Below are 14,658 nucleotides of genomic sequence, written 5' to 3' on the forward strand. Positions count from 1 at the left end.
GGCGCTCGCGGCGCGACCGGTCGAACCGTCGCGCCACCCCTGGGTGTCGGCTCGTCGTACCCACCTCCCGTAGCACTGCCAAGGAGCACATCCATGTCACGCCAGCGTGCCCACATCGCCATGGTCGGCATCCCCGCCGTCAGCCACGTCCTGCCCAGCCTGGAGATCATCCGGGAGCTCGTCGCCCGCGGCCACCGGGTCACCTACGCCAACGACCCGGCCGTCGCCGACGTGATCGCCCCCACCGGCGCCGAACTGGTCGCGTACCGCTCGACGCTGCCGGTGGCCGACAACGACTGGCCGGCCGACCCCATCGCCGCCATGGGCCTCTTCCTCGACGACGCCATGCACATGCTGCCGCGACTAAGCGCCGTCTACGACGCGGACCCGGCGGACCTCTACCTGTACGACATCGGCGGCTACGCGGCCCGCGCGCTGGCGGAGCGGCAGGGTCGGCCCACCGTGCAGCTGTCGCCCAGCCACGTCGCCTGGGACACCTTCGAGGAGGAGGTGGGCGCCCAGCTCAGGGCGCTGCCGGGAGCGGACGCCTACTTCGCGCGGTTCGCCGCCTGGCTGGCGGAGTGCGGCGCCACCACGACCGACGCCGAGGAGTTCGGCGGGCGCCCGAGGCGTGCGGTGGCCATGATCCCGCGGGCCATGCAGCCGCACGCCGACACCGTGGACCCGCGAATCGTGAGCTTCGTCGGGCCCTGCCTGGGCGACCGGGCCGACCAGGGCTCCTGGACGCGCCCGGCCGACGCCGAACAGGTGCTGCTGGTCTCGCTCGGCTCGGCCTACACCCGGCAGACCGACTTCTACCGCCGTTGCCTGGCGGCCTTCGGCGACCTGCCCGGCTGGCACGTCGTGCTCCAGGTCGGGAAGTACACCGACCCCGTCGCGCTGGGACGGATCCCGGCCAATGTCGAGGTGCACGCGTGGGTGCCGCAGGTGGCCGTGTTGCGGCAGGCCGACGCGTTCGTGACGCACGCCGGGATGGGCGGCTGCGGCGAGGGGCTCGACAGCGGCGTTCCCATGATCGCCGTGCCGCAGGCGGCCGACCAGTTCGCCAACGCCGACCGGTTGGTCGAACTCGGCGTGGCCCGGCGCCTCGACACCGAGGACGCCACGCCGGAGGCGCTCCGCGCGGCCCTGCTCGCACTCACCTCCGACGCCGAGGTCGCCCGCCGCCTCGCCGAGCTGCGCGCCCAGGCCAGGGCGGAGGGCGGCACGGCTCGCGCGGCCGACCTGATCGAGGCGGAGCTGTCACTGGGCTGAGCCGCGCGGCCGGCGCGGACCCCGCGCCGTGGGCCGCCGCACGAGAGGGCGGGCCCGCGCCACGCCGGGCCCGCCCGGGCCGCGCCCGTCCGGAGGGCGGCCCGGGCGGGTCCCGGGCCGCCCCTGCGCCGGCGGCCCGGGGCCGGGCCTCAGCCTTGCGGCGTCGCGCCGGCCCGGCGGGTGGCGGGCCAGGCGGGACGGTTGACGAGGTCCGCCCACTCCTGGTCGTACGCGCCCGGCACGGTCCGGCCCGCGCCGAGCCAGCGCTCGGCCAGCTCCGCGAAGATCGGCATGCCCGGTGCGCGGGGCGGGGGAGTCGGGCGGGGCAGCGGTCGCGGGGTGGCCGGCGCCTGGGGTCGGGGCGCGGCCACCGAAGGTGGGGCGGCGGCCGGTGGCCGGCTGACCGGGGGTGCGGCCGGGGAGGCGAGGGGTGGGCCGCCGGGGGAGCCGGGCGGCGCGCTGGCGCGTGGGCCGGTTGGCGGGTCGATCCGCACCGGCTGGGTGATCAGCGCCGGTGGCGGCGCCGGCCGCGCTGCCCGTACGGGCGGGGCCAGTCCCGGCGCGGGCTGCTGGTGAACCGTTTCCGCACCCGTTGTACACGCGGGCTTCGCCTCGGTGGGAGAGCGGAGCGGTCGTCGGCGGTGGTATGAAGTGGCACGCCGCATCGTTGTCACGCCGAACCAACGCCGGCGCCCGCCCGCCGGTCACGTTCCGGGTGGGTGCCTCACCCGCATCGGCGGGTACTCGAACGGGGTAGCGGCGGGTCGTTCGAGGCCCCTCGCGCGCCCGTCCGTCCGGGCTTCCGGCGGACACCGCGACGCGCGCAGGAGTGGACTAGACCTCTGGAGCGCTACGGGGTACAAATAAGACGCGCGGGAGATCACTGTTCGCGCTTCACAGCGCCCACCGGGAGGCACCTACATGTCGGCGACGACTGCCGCTCAGCACCACGATCGACCGGGCCAGATCATGGCCGGTGAGATGGCCGAGCAGCCCGAGGTACTGCGCCGCATCCTGGAGGAGGGCGCCCCTCGCATCCGGGAGGTGGCCGAGGCCATCGCGGCCCGCCAGCCCCGGTTCGTCCTGCTGACCGCTCGCGGGACCTCGGACAACGCGGCGCTCTACACGAAGTACCTCCTCGAGGTGCGCCTCGGCCTGCCGTGCGGCCTCACGTCGATGTCCACGACCACGGCGTACGGCGCCAAGCCCGACCTGCGTGACGTGCTGGTGATCACCGTCAGCCAGTCGGGCGGCTCCCCTGACCTGGTGGCCTCCACCCGCGCCGCGCGCGAGGCGGGCGCGATCACGCTGGCCGTGACGAACAACGCCGACTCACCGCTGGCCGAGGTCTCCGAGTACCACATCGACGTGCTGGCGGGCGAGGAGAAGGCGCTCCCCGCGACGAAGACCTACACCGCCGAACTGCTGGCCCTCTACCTCTTCGTGGAGGGGCTCGACGGAGGCGACGGCGCCGCGGCCAAGGTGCTGCCCGACCTCGCCCGGCAGATCCTGGACCGGCAGGAGGAGGTACGCACCCTGGCGGGGCGCTACCGCTTCGCCGAGCGTATGGTTCTCACCTCCCGCGGCTACGGCTACCCGACTGCCAAGGAGGCCGCGCTCAAGCTGATGGAGACCAGCTACATCCCGGCCCTGTCCTACTCCGGTGCCGACCTGCTGCACGGCCCGCTGGCCATGGTGGACAACGTGTCGCCGGTCATTGCCATCGTCACCGACGGGCGCGGCGGCGAGGCGCTGCAGCCGGTCCTGGAGCGACTCCGGGGCCGCGGCGCCGACCTGGTCGTGATCGGTACCCAGGCCGAGGTGGACAAGGCGTCGGCCGGGTTCGCGCTGCCCACCGATGGCGTGGTCGAGGAGGTCCAGCCCATCCTGGAGATCCTGCCGCTGCAGATGCTGGCGTACGAGGTGACCATCGCCCGGGGACAGGACCCAGACGCGCCGCGTGCCCTGGCCAAGGTCACCGAGACCCACTGAGCCGTGCCACACCGCGGTGGCGCGCCGACGGGCCGGCGACCGCGCCCGTCGGCCACCGCCGCGCCCGCACCACCCCACCCTCGCTGTTGAAAGGCTTCCCATGTCCCTCGTGATGTCCCCGCTGGCCGGGCGTGCCATCGGCCTCGCCGCTGTTCCCGATCCGGTGTTCTCCGGGGCGATGGTCGGCCCGGGCACCGCCATCGACCCCGTCCGCGAGGAGGGCGTGGCCGTCGCCCCGGTCAGCGGCGTCATCGTGTCGCTGCACCCGCACGCGTTCGTCGTCGTCGACGACGAGGGCCACGGCGTCCTCACGCACCTGGGCATCGACACCGTGCAGCTCGCCGGCGAGGGCTTCGAGCTGCTGGTGAACAAGGGCGACACCGTGCGGACCGGTGACCCGGTGGTGCGCTGGAACCCGGCCGAGGTCGAGCGCGCGGGGAAGTCCCCGGTGTGCCCCGTGGTCGCCCTGGAGGCCACCGCGGACGCGCTCAGCGAGGTCGTGGAAGAGGGAGACGTCGCCCCGGAGGACGTGCTCTTCCGCTGGCGGTAAGTAGGTCGTGAGCGGGTGGCCGTGGGGGCCATCCGCTCCGTACAGCGGGGCGGGGCGACCGCCCCGCGTCGGCGTGTTCGCGGGACGTGCGCGGGCGCGGATGCGTTGGGTTTCATCGGGTGGAACGGGAGATGGGTGTCATGGAGACGGTGCTGCGTGGCGTCGGCGTGAGCGACGGGGTAGCGGTGGGCGAGGTGCGCCACATGGGCACCGCCGTGCTGGAACCGCCGGTGCGTACGGTCGCCGCCGACGAGGTGGAGCGAGAGCAGGCGCGCGCTCGGCAGGCCGTGGAGTGGGTGGCCGCCGACCTGGTGGCGCGCGGCAACCTGGCGGGCGGCGAGGCCCAGGCCGTGCTCGAGGCGCAGGCGCTGATGGCGCGCGACCCGGAGCTGGCCACCGACGTGGAGCGCCGGATCGCCGAGGGCAGCACGGCCGAGCGCGCCGTCTACGACGCGTTCGCCGCCTACCGGGTGCTGCTCCTGGGAGCCGGCGACTACCTGGCCGGCCGGGTCGCGGACCTGGACGACGTACGCAACCGCCTGGTGGCCCGCCTCCTCGGCGTGCCGATGCCGGGCGTGCCCGACAGCGACTACCCGTACGTGCTGGTCGCGCGGGACCTGGCGCCGGCCGACACGGCGCTGCTCGACCCGGCGCTCGTGCTGGGCTTCGTCACCCAGGAGGGCGGTCCGACCAGCCACAGCGCGATCCTCGCGCGGGCGCTCGGGGTGCCCGCCGTGGTCGCGGTGCCCGGGGCCGGCGAACTCGTGGAGGGCACCACGGTGGCGCTCGACGGCTCCGACGGCCAGGTCGTGATCGAACCGGGCGAGGAGCTGCGGGCCGAGCTGGTGGCGCGGGCCGAGCAGCGCCGCGCCGCGGTGGCCGCGGTCAGCGGTCCCGGCGCCACCAGCGACGGGCACGCGGTGCCGCTGCTGGCCAACATCGGCGGAGTCGGCGACGTGGCCGCGGCCGTGCAGGCCGGCGCGGAGGGCGTGGGCCTGTTCCGGACCGAGTTCCTGTTCCTGGACGACCACAAGCAGGCGCCCTCGGTCGAGGTGCAGCAGGAGGCGTACCGGCAGGTCCTCGAAGCCTTCCCCGAGGGGCGCGTGGTGGTGCGGGTGCTGGACGCCGGCGCCGACAAGCCGCTGGACTTCCTCACCCCCGCCGAGGAGCCGAACCCGGCGCTCGGCGTGCGCGGCCTGCGGACCCTGCTCGACCACCCCGAGGTGCTGGCGGGCCAGCTCACGGCGCTGGCGCGCGCCGCCGACGGGCTGTCGGTGCGGCTTGAGGTGATGGCGCCGATGGTGGCCGACCGGGCCGACGCGGCGCAGTTCGCCGCTGCCTGCCAGGCCGCCGGGCTGCCCGCCAAGGTGGGCGCGATGGTGGAGATCCCCTCCGCCGCGCTGCGCGCGGGTGCGCTGCTGCGCGAGGTGGACTTCCTGTCGCTGGGCACCAACGACCTGGCCCAGTACACCTTCGCGGCCGACCGGCAGACCGGTTCGCTGGCGCGGCTCCAGGACCCCTGGCAGCCCGCCCTGCTCGACCTGGTGCACGCGGCGGCGCAGGCCGCCCAGACGCGGGGCAAGAGCTGCGGGGTGTGTGGCGAGGCCGCCGCCGACCCGCTGCTGGCCTGCGTCCTGACCGGCCTGGGCGTCACCAGCCTGTCGATGAGCCCCACCGCCATCCCGAGGGTGCGCGCCACGCTGGCGCAGTACACGCTGGCGGCCTGCCAGGAGGCGGCCCGCGCCGCCCTGGCCGCCGACACGCCGCAGGAGGCACGCGAGGCCGTCAAGGGCGTCCTCGGCGTGGCCTGACCCACCCGTCCCATCCGCCGCGCGCCGGCCGGACCGCGTCTCGCGGTTCCGGCCGGCGCGCGGCCGCCGCGCGCCCGGTCAGGGCGTGGCGCCGTCCGCCGCGTCGTGCCGCGGCAGAGCGCCGTCCAGGATGTGGCCGAGGCCGTCCGCGTAGCGGTACTCGGCCTCCCAGTGGCGTGAACGGCCCACCAGGCGGGCCAGGTGGGGGAAGTCGGCCGGGTCCCGGCTGGCCATGGCCACGTCGATGTAGTGCGGCGCCGGCTCGCCCCCCTGCCCCGTGGCGCCGTCCGTCGCGCCCGGCCCGTGCGCCGTGGACATGACCTGGCCGGCCGTGAAGTACCAGATGGTCTGGTGCGTCCGGAAGGCGTGCTGGTCGTCGAGGCCGAGCGCCACGAGCGCGGCCATGATCTCCTCGGTCATCCAGACGGCCGACACCCCCACCAGGTCGCCGCGCGCGACGATCGGCACCACCCACGGGTTGTCCAGGAACGCCTGGAACATCAGCGTGCACGCCGCCAGCAGCCGCTCCCGTGGCTGCTCGGGCAACTCGGGCCGGGGCAGGCCGCGCGCGACGTGCTCAAGGACGAGGACGAGCAACTCGTCCTTGTCGCGTACGTGGTGGTAGACGGCCATCGGCGTGCTGCGCAGCGCGCTGGCCAGCCGCCGCATCGTCAGGTGCTCGGCGCCCTCCCTGAGGATGATCTCGTGGGCCGTCTCGACGATCTGCTCGCGCGAGAGCCGCGGTGGCCGCCCCCGTCTCGGTCTGGTGGTCGCGTTCCCGGTCAACGCTCTGCCCTCATCGTCTCGCCCCGTCTCTCCTCGCCCGCGCCGCGCCGCCAGAGCCGCCGCGAAGGCTTGAGGATACTTTTATTGTACGTGTACGTTAATTCGCGTCGGGCCTCGTCGAAGGGCTGCGCCCCGACCGTGGCGGGGCGCGCCCGGCGGTGAGCCATGCCGCCCTTCGCGCACCGTCCACACCACCTCGCCCACCTCGCCCACTTCACCACTCTCACCGTACGGAGGAGCAGCATGCGCGACGACGGGCCGACACAGCCGCACGGCGGGCGCCGGGACGCGGCGCCCGCCACCGGGGGAGGGGCGGAGGGAGCGCCACGGGCCGAGGCGGAGTGGGCCGACGGCGGGCGCGCCGCGCCCCGGCGCGCCGTGCCGGGCGCGGCGCGCCCACGACGGCACGCCGACGGCGTACGGCGGAACGGGGCGCCGGAGGCTGCCGTGCGGTACGCGGTGGTGCTGGCCGTGGTGGTGGGCGTGCAGTTCATGGTCACGCTGGACGCCTCCGTGGTGAACGTGGCGCTGCCGGACATGCGCGGTGACCTGGGGTTCAGCGAGCCCGGGCTGTTATGGGTGGTCAACGCCTACACGCTGGTCTTCGGCGGCTTCCTGCTGCTCGGCGGGCGGGCCGCCGACTTCTTCGGGCTGCGGCGCGTGCTGTGGCTCGGGCTCGGCCTGTTCGGGCTCGCGAGCCTGGCGGGCGGCCTCGCCCAGGCGCCGCCCGCGCTGGTGGCGGCGCGCGCGGTGCAGGGGCTCGGCGCCGCCGTCCTGGCGCCGGTCGCCCTGACCATCGTCACCACCGTCTTCCCCGCCACGGGCCGGGCCCGCGCGCTCGGGCTGTGGAGCGCCGCTGGCGCGGCCGGCGGCGCCTCCGGCGTGCTGATCGGCGGCGTACTGACCGAGTACCTCAACTGGCGCTGGGTGCTGCTCGTCAACGTGCCGATCGTGGCGCTGGCCCTCGTGGCCGGGCGCGCGATCCCCGACCACCGCCCCGCGCGCCGCCCGCGCCTCGACCTGGTCGGCGCGCTGCTCGCCACGGTCGGACTGGCCGCGCTGGTCTACGGCGTGGTGCGCACCGCGGACGACGGCTGGACCTCGCCGACCACGGTGGGCACCCTGGGCGCGGCCGTCGTCCTGCTCGCCGCCTTCGGCTGGCAGGAGTCGCGGCGGGCCGCACAGCCACTGGTCCGCCTCGGCCTGCTCACCCACCGCGCCGTCGGCGGCGCCAACGCGACGATGCTCCTGCTCGCCTCGGGCCAGTTCGCCAGCTTCTACTTCGTCTCCCTCTACCTGCAACGGGTCCTCGCCCTGGGCCCGGCCGCGACCGGGCTGGCCTTCCTGCCCTTCTGCGCCGGCTTCACCGCCAGCGCCCTGCTCGCCAGCCGGCTCTACGGGCTTACCGGGCCGCGCGCGTTGGTGATGGGCGGCGCGGCGGCGGGGGCGCTCGGCCTGCTGTGGTTCAGCCGCCTCGGCGTGGACGGCACGTTCCTCGCCACCGTCCTCGGCCCCTCGCTGCTCACCAGCGCGGGCATCGGCGCCTGCTTCGTACCGCTGGCCAGCGCGGCCACCACCGGCGTCGGCGACGACGAGGCCGGGATGGCCTCCGGCGTGCTCAACAGCGCGCAACAGGTGGGCGGTTCGCTGGGCCTCGCGGTGACGGTGAGCGTGGCCGCCAGCCGCGGCGAAGCCGCCCGCTCCGCCGGCGAGCCGGCCCTGACCGCGCTCGACTGCGGCTACGGCGCCGCCCTGTCGGTCGCCGCCTGCCTGCTCGCGGCGGCGGCCCTGCTGTCCTGGGTGCTGCCGGGCCGCCGCACGAGCGGCGGTGCGACCACCGCCGGCCCGGCCGCTCCCACCACGGAGGGCGCGGGCTGAGCGGACGCCCGTGGCACGTTGGCCCGGGCCGCGCGCAGGCGACTGGCAGCCGCCACCTCGCGCGCGGCCGGCCGCGCGGCGGGCCGCCCGCCCGGGCGCGGCGCCGGGGCCTGTCCCGCCGCGCCGGGCGAACCCGGCGTCAGGCCGCCGCCCGCCTCCAGGCCGCGCCGCGCAGCAGCCGGAGGCCGTTCAGCCCGACCAGCACGGTGGAGCCCTCGTGGCCGGCGACGCCGAGCGGCAGCGGGAGGTGTCCGAACAGGTCCCAGGCCACCAGGGTGCCGATGCACACCGAGGCGATGACCAGGTTCTGCCGGACCACCCGGCGGGCCCGACGGGAGAGGGCCACCACGGCGGGCACGGTGCCCAGTTCGTCGCGTACGACCACCGCGTCCGCCGTCTCCAGGGCCAGGTCGGAGCCGGCCCGGCCCATGGCGATGCCGCTGTGCGCGGCGGCGAGCGCCGGGGCGTCGTTGACCCCGTCACCGACGACGAGCACCCTGTGCCCGGCCTCCTGCCAGGCCCGTACGGACGCGACCTTGTCCTGCGGCAGGAGGTCGGCCCGTACGTCACCGATGCCGGTCTCGGCGGCGAGCCGGGCCGCGGCGCGCGCGTTGTCGCCGGTGAGCAACGCGGGCTCGGCGCCGGCGAGTTCGCGCAGCGCGGCGACGGCGTCGGCCGCGCCCGCGCGCGTGCGGTCCTCGACGGCCAGCACCGCCCCGGGTCGGCCGGCCACCAGGACGACCACGGCGGTCCGGCCCGCGCCCTCCTCCTCGTCCACCACCCGCCACGCCTCGGCCACCTCCGGCGCGGCCTCGGCGCCCGCCCGCGCAGTGTCGGCCCGCGCGTGCGATGTCTCGGCAGGCGCTGGCCGGGAGGCGCGGCCCGCCGCGTGGGAGGCGCCGTCCGGGTGCTCGCGCGGTGGCGCGGGCGGCGCGTCGGCATAGCCGTGCGCGAGGCCGGGCGGCGCCGGGGCGCCGGCGCGCTCGCCCAGCGTCGTGGCCGGGCTGCCGACCCGTACCTCCTGGCCCGCCACCACCGCGCGCACCCCGCTGCCGGGCGCGGAGGCGAACGCGTCGGCGGGCTCCAGGGTCAGACCGCGCTCGTTGGCCGCGTCCACCACGGCCCGCGCCAGCGGATGTTCGCTCGGCTGCTCGGCGGCTGCGGCCAGCGCCAGGGCGGCGTCACGCGCGACCACGGCGGAGGCGGCGGTCGCACCGCCACCGCCCGGCGCCTCCCGCCCGAGCACCCGCACGGCCGCCACCCGGGGCGCGCCCTCGGTCAGGGTGCCGGTCTTGTCCAGGGCGACCTGGCTCACCTCGCCCAGCCGCTCCATCACCACCGCGGACTTCACCAGCACGCCGTGCCGGCCCGCGTTGGCGATGGCCGACAGCAGCGGCGGCATGGTGGCCAGGACCACCGCGCACGGTGACGCCACGATCATGAACGTCATGGCGCGCAGCAGCGTCTCGGTGAACTCCGCGCCGAGCGCCAGCGGGACGGCGAACAGCGCCAGGGTGGCCACGACCACGCCGACCGAGTAGCGCTGCTCGACCTTCTCGATGAACAACTGGGTCGGCGCCTTGGTCTCGCTGGCCTCCTCGACCATGGCCACGATCCGGGCGATGACGAAGTCCCCGGGGTCGCGGTCCACCCGCACGCGCAGCGCGCCCGTGCCGTTGAGGGTGCCGGCGAACACGCCGTCGCCGGGTCGCTTGGCCACCGGCAGCGGCTCGCCGGTGATGGTGGCCTGGTCCACGTCGCTGGCGCCCTCGACCACCGTGCCGTCGGCCGGCAGCCGCTCGCCCGGGCGCACCACCACCGTGTCGCCGACCCGCAACTCGGCCACCTCCACGCGCTGTTCGGTGCCGTCGGCGGCCAGCCGCAGCGCGGTGGCCGGAGCCAGGTCGAGCAGTCCGCGCACCGAGTCGGCCGTGCGCCGGGTGGCCAGCGCCTCCAGGGCGCCGGAGGTGGCGAAGATGACGATCAGCAGCCCGCCGTCCAGGAACTGGCCGATGCTCGCGGCACCCAGCGCGGCGACCACCATCAGCAGGTCGACGTCGAGGGTCCTGGCGCGCAGCGCCACCAGGCCCGCGTGCCCCGGCTCCCAGCCGCCCGCCGCGTAACACACCGCGTAGAGCGGGCCCCACGTCCAGGCGGGGGCGCCGGCCAGGTCCAGGGGGAAGGCCAGCGCGAAGGCGAGGGCGGCGAGCGCGGCCCAGCGCACCTCGGGCAGCGCGGTCAGGCGGGTCGGGTGCGGTGGCGGCGGGCCACCCGGGGCGGCGGGGGAGGGGAGGCGGTGCTCGTCGACGAGTTGAGCTGCCATGGCGGCGTACCTCTTCGCGGGCCGGGAACGGGCGGGGTCCCCTCACCATAGCCGAACACATGAAGAGATCTTCACTTGTTTGCGTGGGAGCGCGACTACGATGACCCGTATGGGACACGGAGCTAACGGAGCAAGGGGTGAGACCACCCCGGTGGAACTGCTCGACGCGGATTCCGCCGCCACCATCGCCGCCACGCTCCAGGCCCTGGCGACGCCGTCGCGGCTGATGATCCTCACCCGGCTGCGACAGGGGCCGTGCCCGGTGACCGAGCTGGCCGAAGCGGTCGGCATGGAACAGTCCGCGGTCTCCCACCAACTGCGCCTGCTGCGCGCCCTCGGCCTGGTCACCGGCTCCCGCCAGGGCCGGCGCATCGTCTACAGCCTCTACGACCACCACGTCGCCCAACTCCTGGACGAGGCGGTCTACCACATCGAGCACCTGCGCCTCGGCGCCCGCGACCTGCCCTGACCCACCGCGCGCCGCCGTCCCCGGGCTCCGCCCGCCGGGTCGGCCCACCCCGGGCGGCCGGCCCGGACCAGCGGCCCACTCGCCCGTGGCGCTCCCGGGCCACCGGGTGCCGTCAGCGGCGGGTGGGGTCGGCGGCCCGGCCGTACGTCAGCCGCCGCAGCGCCGCCTCGGCCGGCCCGCGCCGCCCCGCCCGCTCCAACCCGTACGCCACCACCGCGCTCGACAGCCACACGCCGACGGCGAAGGCCGCCATCCCGGCGCTGCCGAACGCGGCGCCCAGGCCCAGGCCCCAGGCGGCGAGCAGCGGCGCGAAGACCAGTGAGTGGCCGACGTAGCAGGACAGGGAGCGCTTGCCGACGGCGCGCACCGCCCGCACCGCCCGCCCGTACCGGGGGCGGCGCGCGAGGCGGTCGGCCAGCAGGCCGAACAGCGCCACGTACCCGAGGCCGCCGGCGAGCCCGGTGCCCTCGAGGACCAGGTGCAGCGCGCCCTCCTCGGAGACCGCCTCGCCCGGCACGTCGAGCGCGCCCACGTGGGCGAGGGCCGAGGGCAGCGAGCCCGCCAGGCTGATCGTCAGGCCCACGACGGCCGTCCGGCCCAGGAGCGCGCGGTGGCGGTGTGGTTCCTCGAGCACCCGCCGTCGCGCCGCCCAGAACCCGAGCAGCACGGCCGCGTGCGAGGCGAAGGACAGCACGGGGCCGAGCGAGGTGATGAACGACCAGGTGAGCAGCCGCGTGCCGGCCGCGGCGAGCGCGTTCTCCTCGCCCGAGGCGTACGCGTCGGTCGAGGGGTCGCCCCCGGTGCTGCCCAGGGCGTCCAGGTCGCCGCTCGCCACGGCCACGAGCCCGGGGGCCATCAGGGCGACCGACAGCGCCGCCGCGACCCCGGCCGCGATCAGCACCGTGCGGTCGCTCCGGCGCAGGAACAGCCCGCCGATCAGGAGGCAGACGACGCCGTAGAAGCCGATGATGTCGCCGCCGAGCAGCAGCGCGGCGTGGGCGAAGCCGAAGGCCACCAACCACAGACCACGGCGGCGCAGCAACCTGGTCGCGGAGCGCTCACTGGTGCCGGCCGCCCGCTGGCGCAGCAGGAGTTGGGTCATGCCGTAGCCGAAGAGGAAGGCGAAGAGCGGGTTGACCCGCAGGTCCACCACGGTGATGAGGAGGAACTGCGCGATCCGGTCCAGCGCGGAGCCCTCGTCGGGGTGCCAGCCGGACGGACCGTGCCGCGCGTCCCAGAGGTGGAAGACCGTGTTGGACAACACGATCATGAGCAGCATCGCGCCGCGCGCGAGGTCGGGGGCGAGGCTGCGTTCGGCGTCGCGCACGCCGCCGCGCGCGGGCCGACGGGAGGCGTCGCCCGTGGCGGGCGCCGGGGGCGGCGCGGCGGGTGCGGTGGTGCCGGAAGGGGTGTCCGACGGGGTGTGCGACGGGGTGTGCGCTGCCATGTCGGCCGGCCGGAGCGTACTGCTGTCATCCATGATCCGCACGCTAGGAACGGGGCCGGGGGCGGGGCATCGGCCATCGGTCGCGCGGCCGGTGACTTAAGTAGCCGGCCGGCGCCGGTCCCGGCGTCGAACGGAGTCGCGGCGGATGGGAGTTGGGCCCGTGGCGGCGGTGGCGCCGTGGCCGTCAGGGGGCCCGCCCGGACCCGAGCGCCCGGCGAGCGGCCGGCTGGCGGGCTCGGCCTGAACGACCACTCCGCACCACCTTGCTCCCGCGCGAGGACGTCAGCCTCCCCGCCGGCACCCGGTCACCGGCACCTGATCTGCGGTGCTGGTGGGGCCGGGCCACACCGCACCGGCGCTCCGGGGCGTCAGGGGAGCTGGGCCTCGACGCGGGCGAGTTGGGCGGCGAGGGCTTCCTCGAACGCGGCGCGGCGGTCCACGCCGAGGGGGCGGATGTCGCGGGCGAAGTGGGCCAGGGCGGGGAAGTTCTGGGGGTCGGCGCCGAGCACCGCGACGCGGAACTGTTCCATGCCCTGCTCGTACTCCTTGGGGCTGATGGTGCTCATGCCGGCCTCGGCGGCGATGAGCGCGGCGAGGACGACCACGATGCGGTGGTATCGCACCGGGACCTCCTCGTCGGGTAGGCCGGAGGCGCGCAGGGCCTGGAGCAGTTCCTCCATGACCCGCCGGGAGCCGGTGCCGCCGGACCCGTAGCGACCCCACACCGTGGCGAGTTGGGGCTGCTCGCCGAAGGCGTCGCGCAGGCGCAGGGCCACCGCGGCGACGCGCTGCCTCCAGTCGCCCTCCGGGTGGTAGCCGTCCATGGCGCTCAGCAGGATGCGGTCGGCAGCCGCCCGCAGCAGTTCGGTCTTGTTGCGGAAGTGCCGGTAGAGGCTGGAGGAGTCGGTTCCGAGCGCCGCGGCGAGCTTGCGCACGCTGAACGACTCCGCGTCGCTCGTACGCAACAGCTCCACCGCCGTGTCCAGGATCTCCTCGGTCGACCATCGCCTGCGACCCGTCATCGCGCCCCTCTCGTCAGGCTCAGCCTAATCCATGCACTTGCTGTTGCACGCACCGCGTGCATAATCGAGTGCACCACGCGGGCCAGCCGCGACGACACCCGGCGTCCGGCCGGGAGGGGAGAGGGACACGTGAACGAGACGACTGCCGCGACACGGCCGCCGGAGCCGGACTTCGCGACGATCACGACGGAGGAACTGCTCGTCTACCGCGCCGCGGAGAACCGCTTCCGGGCCTCCGAGGCGGCGCGGGCGTTCCTCGGAGAGCCGCACGCCGGCGCCGCGATCGACTGGCGGGAGATCGCGCTGCCCGACCGTGCCGTACCGGTGCGGGTCTACCGGCCGGCACCGACGGGAGGCGACGACGGCGCGGCCCGCACCGACCTGCCGCTCGTGGTCCACGTCCACGGAGGTGGCTTCGTGGGCACGGCGACCCAGTGCGACTGGACCAACAGTCACCTCGCCGCGCGGCTGCCCGCCCTCGTCGTCTCGGTCGAGCACCGCCTCCTGGCCCCCGACAGCCCGCTCGCGAACGCCGCCGACGACGGCTGGGACGTGCTCCAGCACGTGGTGCGCCACGCCGCGCGGTGGGGCGTCGACCCGGCGCGTGTGGCCGTCTTCGGTGAGAGCTGTGGCGCGCTGATCAGCGCGCTCACAGCCATCCGGGCGCGGGAGGCCGGCCTCCGACTCCTGGCGCAGGTGCTGGTCAACCCCGCGGTCGACATGACCGAGGCGATGTTCGACCACCCCTCGATCACCCGGTACGCGTACCACCCGTCCCGGGCCCTGCCGCTCCTGCGGTACGTGCGGCGACTGGCCGTCCCGCCGGGCGCCGACGCCGCCGCGCTCTCACCGCTGCACGCGGGCGACCTGAGCGGGCTCGCCCCGGCGCTCGTGGTCGTGCCCACCCAGGACGCGCTCGCCGACCACGGCCGCCGCTATGCCGAGCGACTGAGCCAGGCGGGGAACCCCGTGCGGCTCACCGAGTACCCGGAAGCCAAGCACGCCTTCCTCACCCTGCCCGGTGTGGAACCACAGGCCGAGGCCGCCCAGGCGGAGATCCTCGCGTTCCTCCGCACGGCCCTGGCGAAGTGACGAAAGGAGCGCT

At 75.8% G+C, this 14,658-nt stretch carries 12 protein-coding genes; 7 read left to right on the plus strand and 5 right to left on the minus strand.

Translation table 11 applies throughout. The features are described from left to right. The first annotated feature begins 93 nt into the window (after positions 1–93). The gene (locus tag H7H31_RS32420) at positions 94–1,275 is read left to right on the plus strand and encodes a macrolide family glycosyltransferase (RefSeq protein WP_187060699.1); all 1,182 of its coding nucleotides are present in this window, start codon (positions 94–96) and stop codon (positions 1,273–1,275) included. A 149-nt stretch (positions 1,276–1,424) separates the two neighbouring features. Here H7H31_RS32420 and H7H31_RS32425 read toward each other — a convergent pair whose 3' ends face one another. Further along, positions 1,425–1,568, minus strand: coding sequence for a hypothetical protein (locus H7H31_RS32425; protein WP_187060700.1), 144 nt, complete (start codon positions 1,566–1,568; stop codon positions 1,425–1,427). Positions 1,569–2,196: 628 nt separating this feature from the next. On the opposite strand from H7H31_RS32425, the gene H7H31_RS32430 reads away from it, so the two are divergent. The 3 genes from H7H31_RS32430 to ptsP all read left to right on the plus strand — a co-directional run bounded on the left by H7H31_RS32430 (position 2,197) and on the right by ptsP (position 5,628). Beyond that, complete coding sequence (locus tag H7H31_RS32430) at positions 2,197–3,267, plus strand: SIS domain-containing protein (protein ID WP_187061249.1); 1,071 nt, start codon at positions 2,197–2,199, stop codon at positions 3,265–3,267. A gap of 100 nt (positions 3,268–3,367) precedes the next feature. Continuing rightward, a complete protein-coding gene (locus H7H31_RS32435) occupies positions 3,368–3,817 on the plus strand; it encodes a PTS sugar transporter subunit IIA (protein ID WP_187061250.1) in 450 nt (149 codons plus the stop codon). A 140-nt stretch (positions 3,818–3,957) separates the two neighbouring features. Next, positions 3,958–5,628, plus strand: a complete 1,671-nt coding sequence (gene ptsP, locus H7H31_RS32440) for a phosphoenolpyruvate--protein phosphotransferase (protein WP_176165799.1) — start codon at positions 3,958–3,960, stop codon at positions 5,626–5,628. 78 nt (positions 5,629–5,706) lie between these two features. Here the strand turns inward: ptsP and H7H31_RS32445 are convergent, their stop codons facing one another. Beyond that, the gene (locus tag H7H31_RS32445) at positions 5,707–6,414 is read right to left on the minus strand and encodes a TetR/AcrR family transcriptional regulator (RefSeq protein WP_187061251.1); all 708 of its coding nucleotides are present in this window, start codon (positions 6,412–6,414) and stop codon (positions 5,707–5,709) included. Between the two features lie 243 nt (positions 6,415–6,657). Here H7H31_RS32445 and H7H31_RS32450 point away from each other — a divergent pair, with 243 nt between their 5' ends. Further along, positions 6,658–8,292 carry an MFS transporter gene (locus tag H7H31_RS32450; protein WP_232110198.1) on the plus strand — a complete coding sequence of 545 codons (1,635 nt, stop codon included), beginning with the start codon at positions 6,658–6,660 and terminating at the stop codon, positions 8,290–8,292. Positions 8,293–8,431: 139 nt separating this feature from the next. On the opposite strand, the gene H7H31_RS32455 is transcribed toward H7H31_RS32450, so the two are convergent. Beyond that, positions 8,432–10,615: a heavy metal translocating P-type ATPase gene (locus tag H7H31_RS32455; RefSeq protein WP_187118190.1), complete on the minus strand. Its 2,184-nt coding sequence runs from the start codon at positions 10,613–10,615 to the stop codon at positions 8,432–8,434. 109 nt (positions 10,616–10,724) lie between these two features. Between H7H31_RS32455 and H7H31_RS32460 the strand changes: the two genes are divergently transcribed. Continuing rightward, entirely contained in the window at positions 10,725–11,084 is a 360-nt protein-coding gene (locus H7H31_RS32460) for an ArsR/SmtB family transcription factor (RefSeq protein WP_176160141.1), read from the plus strand. Between the two features lie 112 nt (positions 11,085–11,196). Here H7H31_RS32460 and H7H31_RS32465 read toward each other — a convergent pair whose 3' ends face one another. Then, positions 11,197–12,564 carry a DUF418 domain-containing protein gene (locus H7H31_RS32465; RefSeq protein WP_232110199.1) on the minus strand — a complete coding sequence of 456 codons (1,368 nt, stop codon included), beginning with the start codon at positions 12,562–12,564 and terminating at the stop codon, positions 11,197–11,199. A gap of 335 nt (positions 12,565–12,899) precedes the next feature. After that, positions 12,900–13,553 carry a TetR/AcrR family transcriptional regulator gene (locus tag H7H31_RS32470; RefSeq protein ID WP_187062276.1) on the minus strand — a complete coding sequence of 218 codons (654 nt, stop codon included), beginning with the start codon at positions 13,551–13,553 and terminating at the stop codon, positions 12,900–12,902. Between the two features lie 129 nt (positions 13,554–13,682). Between H7H31_RS32470 and H7H31_RS32475 the strand changes: the two genes are divergently transcribed. Then, the gene (locus H7H31_RS32475) at positions 13,683–14,645 is read left to right on the plus strand and encodes an alpha/beta hydrolase (RefSeq protein WP_187062277.1); all 963 of its coding nucleotides are present in this window, start codon (positions 13,683–13,685) and stop codon (positions 14,643–14,645) included. The last annotated feature ends 13 nt before the right edge of the window (positions 14,646–14,658 follow it).

The organism is Streptomyces buecherae, from assembly GCF_014295035.1.
GTDB lineage: Bacteria > Actinomycetota > Actinomycetes > Streptomycetales > Streptomycetaceae > Streptomyces > Streptomyces youssoufiensis.